Genomic DNA, 5578 nt, shown 5'->3' on the forward strand with positions numbered 1-5578 from the left:
CCTCCGTCCCGCCTGCCGCTGCGTCCGTCCCGCCTGCCGCCACGCCCGGCACGCCGGTTGCGGCCTCGTCTCCTGTCGCGCCGGGCACGCCGGCCGCGGCCTCAACTTCCGTTGCGCCGGAGACGCCGGCCGCGACCACGTCATCCGTCGCGCCGGCGGCGTCGGTTGCGGCCTCCGAGTCGGCGGCGTCAGTCCGGCCATCCGCCGCGCCGGACGCTTCGGCGTCCGCGCCGGCTCCGGCAGCCGAGGGTGTGGTGATTCCATTGCGGCGGCGGTGGATGCGGCCCGTGCTCACCATCGCAGCCGCGTTGGTGCTGGTGGCGGCGGTGACCACCGGAGTGGTGGCCACCAACCGGGAACGCCCGACCGCCACCATCGAGCTCGCCGGCGCGACCGGCGCCCCCGCGGCCCACGGCCGCATCCAGGTCATCGAGCGGGACGCCGGCTGGCGGCTGGTCCTCGACGTCCAGGGCCTGGCACCCGCCGGGCCGGGCACCTACTACCAGGGCTGGGCGATCAAGGGCGACGAGTATGTGCCGCTCGGCACCTTCCACATGCACAAGGCCGGCCAGGTCGAGCTGTGGTCGGGCGTGCCGCTGCGCCAGTTCCGCAGGATCGAGGTGACCAGCCAGCGCGTCGGCGCGGGCCAGGACCCGGGCACGGTCGTGCTGGCCGGAGGAATGTAGACCCTGCGGCGGGCCGCCGGCTGGCGGTGCGGAGGCGGCGGGCGCCTCAGCGGGCAGCGCGGACGCGGCGGGCGCCTCAGGTGGGAGTGCGGACGCGGCGGGCGCCTCAGCGGGCAGTGCGGACGCGGCGGGTGGTGATGCGGACCGGTGCGCCCTCGGACGGGCGCAGCGTGATGTCGCTCTTGTAAGCCGGCACCTGCGCCGGGCTGTCGAAGTCGAACTCGCGCACGAGCCCGGCCAGCACGATCGCCCCCTCGAGCATCGAGAAGTGCTGCCCGATGCACGCCCGCGGCCCGCCCCCGAACGGATGCCACGCATATCGGTGGCGGGACTTCTCGAGCGCCGGCGCGAACCGCGACGGATCGAACGTCTCCGGCGACGGCCAGAAGTCCGGGTGCCGGTGTGTGATCCAGGGCGCGGTGATCACATCGGACCCGCCGGTGATCAGATATCCGCCGAGCTCGTCGTCGGCGACCGACCGCCGGCCGATCAAGGGCGCCGACGGGTAGAGCCGCATCGTCTCCTTCAGCGTCATCATCGTGTATTCGAGCCCCGCCGCCTGCGCGGCCGTGGGCACTCCGCCGACCGCCTCCGCCTCGGCGCGCAACTGCTCCTGCACCTCGGGGTGACGACCCAGCAGATGCAGCGCGTAGGTCAGCGCGGTGGCCGTCGTCTCGTGCCCGGCCAGCAGGAACACCAGCACCTGTTCGCGGATCTCCGCGTCGCTCAGCGGTGCGCCGTCGTTCCGCGTGTCCACCAGCATGCCCAGCATGTCCTGGTCGCCCGCGCCGTTCGCCCGGCGGCCCGCGATGATCCGGTCACACACCCCGAAGAGCTCACGCTGCCCTTGCACGATGGTCCGATGCGACGGCAGCGGCCACGCCCGCGGGAACCGCACCGCCGCCAGCGCGCGGATCCGCACGGCGTGGCTCAGCGGGTCGAACCACCGCCGCACCACTGGCAGCGCGTGCTCGGCGTCCTCGCCGAAGAGCACCCGGCACACGATGCGCAGGGTCAACTCGGTCATTGCGTCGTGCATGTCGCGGATCTCGGCCGGGTTCTCGTGCCACTCCCGCACCAGCGTCTGGGTCTCGTCGCCCATGGTGGTCGCGTACCCGGCCACCCGGCGCTGGGTGAACAGCGGCTGCAGGAACCGCTTCTGCCGGGTCCACAGGTCGTCCTGGCTGGTCAGCAGGCCGTCGCCGATCGCCGCGCGTACCTCGCCGTAGTTGATGTTGTCCTTGCGGTAGTTCGCCGCGTTCCCGGCCAGGATCCGGTGCGTCGCCTCGGGGTGGAAGGTGAAGGTCAGCTCGCGGCGCAGGCCGGGCGGGCCGAGCCGCAGGCGAACCACGTCACCGTGCTCGGAAAACAGCCGCTCCAGCAGGGGCAGCACGCCTTTGCGGAGATCGGGAACCGAGCCGAGCAGGAAGGAACCGGGCGCCACGGGCGGTCTGGGCATACATCCGTGGTATCAGGTCACGGCCGTGCGGCGAAAGGGATAAGCGGAACACAGACATGCCACAGAAGACACACAGCCGCAGCTGGCTCACTTCTCCACGAACACCGCCGCGGTCCGCGGCGGGACGGTGAGCCCACCCGTCGCCCGGTCGAAGGACGCCGTCCGCACCAGCGGATCGGCCGACCGCCGCAACACGGGGTGCAGCCCCACCCAGCGGCCACGCAGCGCCGGCACGGTCTGCGTGGCCGCCGCCGGCGTGGCGTTGAACACCACGGTCACCGACGACCACCGCCGGTCGAGGCCGCGGCCGTCCAGCCGCATCGTGATGACACCGGGGGTCTCGCCGGTGCCGGCCAGCGGGAAGTTGAGCCGCCGCTGCACCGCGGCGAGCGTCGGCAGCCCGAAGACCGGTGACGACCGCCGGACCCGCAGCAGCTCCTGGTAGCGGGCGTCGGAGAGGTTGATCGCCGAGCAGTCCGGCACCAGCGCCGGGTCGGCGAGCAGCGGCCGGGCGTACGGCCACTTGTCCGCGTTGTCGGCGGCGGGCGGCAACCCGCGGCCGAACCCGTTGCCCGCCCGGCAGTCCCACGAGATCTCGTTGAACCAGTCGCCGGAGTTGAACGAGTTGCGGTCCAGCGACTTCGACCGCAGCCGCTCGCTGCCCGCGGTCACGAAGCCGGTGCCCTGCCCCAGCGCCGTGGTGGCCAGTGCGACGGTCTGCATCCGCGACCGATCGGCGGCCGGCGTGTCCTGCGGCAGCTTGAAGGCGAACGCGTCGTACAGGATCTCGTTGTCGTGCGCGTCCACATAGGTGACCGCTTCGCCGGGCGCCGCGGTGTAACCCGCCGGGGAGCCGTTGTAGTCCACCTGAGCGCCGGTGACAACCGCCCCGGAGGTGCTGGTGAACCGGTAGCCGGCCAGGTTGCCGCTGAGCCCCGTCTTGATCTGGTCGTGGTAGAGCAGCAGCCGCGCCCGCTGCTGCTGGGCGGTCCCGTTCACCGCGTCGCCGTTCGGGTCGGTGAAGAGCCCGGACGCGAAGCCCTGGATCCGCGGGTTCCCGTCGAAGGGTCCGCCGCCCCGGACCGCGTCGCGCAGCCGGTCGTTGAACGTCCCGATCCCCGTACCGGCCATGTTCGCCTGCGTGGCCTGCACGAACCGGGCGTTGCCGGCCACCTCGCCGAAGTCCCAGCCCTCGCCGTAGAGCATGATGCCGCGCCCGTCGACACCGTCGCGAGCCGGCGTGAGCCGGTCGAGGGCGGCCCGGACGGCCAGCATGTTCGCCTTCGGGTGGTGGCCCATCAGGTCGAACCGGAAACCGTCCACCTTGTACGCCCTGGCCCAGGTGACCACCGAGTCGACGACCAGCTTGCCCATCATCGCGTTCTCCGGCGCGGTGTTGGCGCAGCAGGTGGAGTTCGCGACCGTGCCGTCGGCGAGCAACCGGTGGTAGTAGCCCGGCACGACCTGGTCGAGCACGCTCTTGGGATCGGTGCCGGCCGCGGAGGTGTGGTTGTAGACGACGTCCATGACCACGCGCAGTCCGGCCTTGTTGACCCCGGCCACCATCCGCCGGAACTCCCTGGTGCGCGCCGAGCCGTCCGGCCGCACCGCATAGCCGCCCTCGGGTGTCGTGTAGTGCAGCGGGTCGTACCCCCAGTTGTAACCGTCGGTGGCCGCCACCTCGGCCACGCACTGCTGTTGCCGGTCCGAGTCCGGTGGCAGCGACGGCAGGTCGCACGGCGGTTGTTGCTGGTCGGCCCGGCGTTCCGGGATGGTCGCGAAGTCGAACGCGGGCAGCAGGTGCAGGTGCGTCACGCCGCTGCCGGCCAGCGACCGCAGGTGGCGCATCCCCGCCGTGCCCGGGCGGGTGAACGCCGCGTACGTGCCCCGCTCGGCGGCCGGGACCGTGCCGTCGGCGATCGAGAAGTCCCGCACCGACAGCTCGGAGATCTGCGCCTTCGCCGGCGGCACCGCGGGCGGTTTGCGCAACCCGGCCCAGCCGCGCGGGGCGAGCGCGGGATCGGTCAGGTCGGTGATCTGACTGCGGGTCGAGTCGGCCGCCAGTGCCACCGAGTACGGGTCGGTCACCGATGCGGTGACCACCCGGCCCGCCACAGGCTGCCAGGCGGTCACCCGGAACCTGTAGAACCGGCCCGCCCAGTCGCGCGGCCCGGTCACCGACCACACGCCGGTCCGGTCGTCGCGCCGCATGGGAACGACCGTCTCGCCCAGCTCGAGTGCCACGGTGCGTGCGGTCGGCGCCCACACCGACAGCGTCGGCCGTCCGTGGTCGAACACCGGCCCGAGCTGTGCGCGGGTGGCGGCGGCGTAGACGTCGTCGAGCGCCCCGGCGAGCTGCACGCCGGTCGCGGACAGCAGCTTCCCGGCCGCGTCCCGCTCGGTGACGACGACCTGCCCGCGGAGGATGTCGGCCACCGAGGCCCGCCGTGGCAGGTGCAGGGAGTCGTACTGTGCGAGGTGCGGATACTTGGCGCGCTGCGCCTCAGTGAGCCCGTCGGGGTCGGCCGTCAGCCGGATGCTGCGGAAGTCGCCCGCCAGCTCACCGTCGGCGACGGTGATCCCGCCGCCCGGCGCGTACACCAGGTCGTAGATCCTGCCGTCCGTGCCGTCGCCGGCCGGCCAGGCGATCGACCCGCGGTCCATCCACACGGCCTGCGACTCGCTCAGGTCGACACCCGCTCCGCCGCCGCTCTCCCGCACCACCGGCAGCAGGCGGGGAGACACTCCGGCCAGCAACCACGCCTCGCGGCCGCCGTCGGCGAAGTCGAGCCGCTGGTCGTCGGGCAGGTCCTTGGTGTCGCCGTTGTGGACGATGTAGCTCAACGCGGTCGCGCCCGCGGCGAGCGGCACCCGGAAGAACACGCCGAAGGCGTCGGTGCCGGCCGGCTGCAGCGGCGCGGCCCAGTCGGTCGGGTTCGCCGCGCCGTCCCAGACGTGCAGCCCCCAGCCCTCGTAGTCGCCGTCGGCCCGGCGGTAATGAAGGACGACGTCGTCGGGCTCCTCGACCGGCGGCGGCGAGGTCGAGATCTCCGGGTCGCCCTGCCGCAGCCAGATCTCCGGCGTGCGCGACGGGTCCACGAAGCGGTCCGCGGCCACGTCCTTGTTGCCGTCCCCATCCACCACCAGGAACCCCATGTTCCGGGCGCCCGGGGTGAGCTTCACCCAGGCGAAGCGGCCGAACGCATCCTCGCCGGCGAAGGGCTGGCCCTGCGGAAACGGCGTCTGCATGGCCGGATCCACATCGCCCCACGGGTACAGGTTCCAGTCGTCGTAGCCGCCGGCCGGCCGCTGGTAGTGCACCACCATGTAGTCGGGGGCGGCGTCGGGCGCGGGGGCGGGCGCGGGGGGGTCGAACAGTGCCGCGGTCAGCCGGGGGAACGGGGCGAAGAGGCGGGGCAGAGGAACAGACAAA

The 5578-nt window shown here is 72.9% G+C and carries 3 protein-coding genes and 1 pseudogene; 1 reads left to right on the top strand and 3 read right to left on the bottom strand.

Annotated elements, in window-relative coordinates:
* Positions 1-298, bottom strand: a pseudogene (locus AB0M20_RS24345) (hypothetical protein); the annotation flags it as partial.
* On the opposite strand from AB0M20_RS24345, the gene AB0M20_RS24350 reads away from it, so the two are divergent.
* Positions 255-686 (top strand): anti-sigma factor, encoded by a 432-nt coding sequence (locus AB0M20_RS24350; protein ID WP_364301797.1) that lies wholly within the window; start codon positions 255-257, stop codon positions 684-686. The pseudogene AB0M20_RS24345 and the gene AB0M20_RS24350 overlap by 44 nt on opposite strands.
* 106 nt (positions 687-792) lie before the next feature.
* On the opposite strand, the gene AB0M20_RS24355 is transcribed toward AB0M20_RS24350, so the two are convergent.
* Both AB0M20_RS24355 and pulA read right to left on the bottom strand, forming a co-directional pair.
* Positions 793-2145 (bottom strand): cytochrome P450, encoded by a 1353-nt coding sequence (locus tag AB0M20_RS24355; protein WP_364301799.1) that lies wholly within the window; start codon positions 2143-2145, stop codon positions 793-795.
* A gap of 87 nt (positions 2146-2232) precedes the next feature.
* Complete coding sequence (pulA, locus tag AB0M20_RS24360) at positions 2233-5577, bottom strand: pullulanase-type alpha-1,6-glucosidase (RefSeq protein ID WP_364301801.1); 3345 nt, start codon at positions 5575-5577, stop codon at positions 2233-2235.
* Position 5578: the final 1 nt, after the last annotated feature.

It is taken from the genome of Actinoplanes sp. NPDC051633 (genome assembly GCF_040681735.1).
Classification (GTDB): domain Bacteria; phylum Actinomycetota; class Actinomycetes; order Mycobacteriales; family Micromonosporaceae; genus Actinoplanes.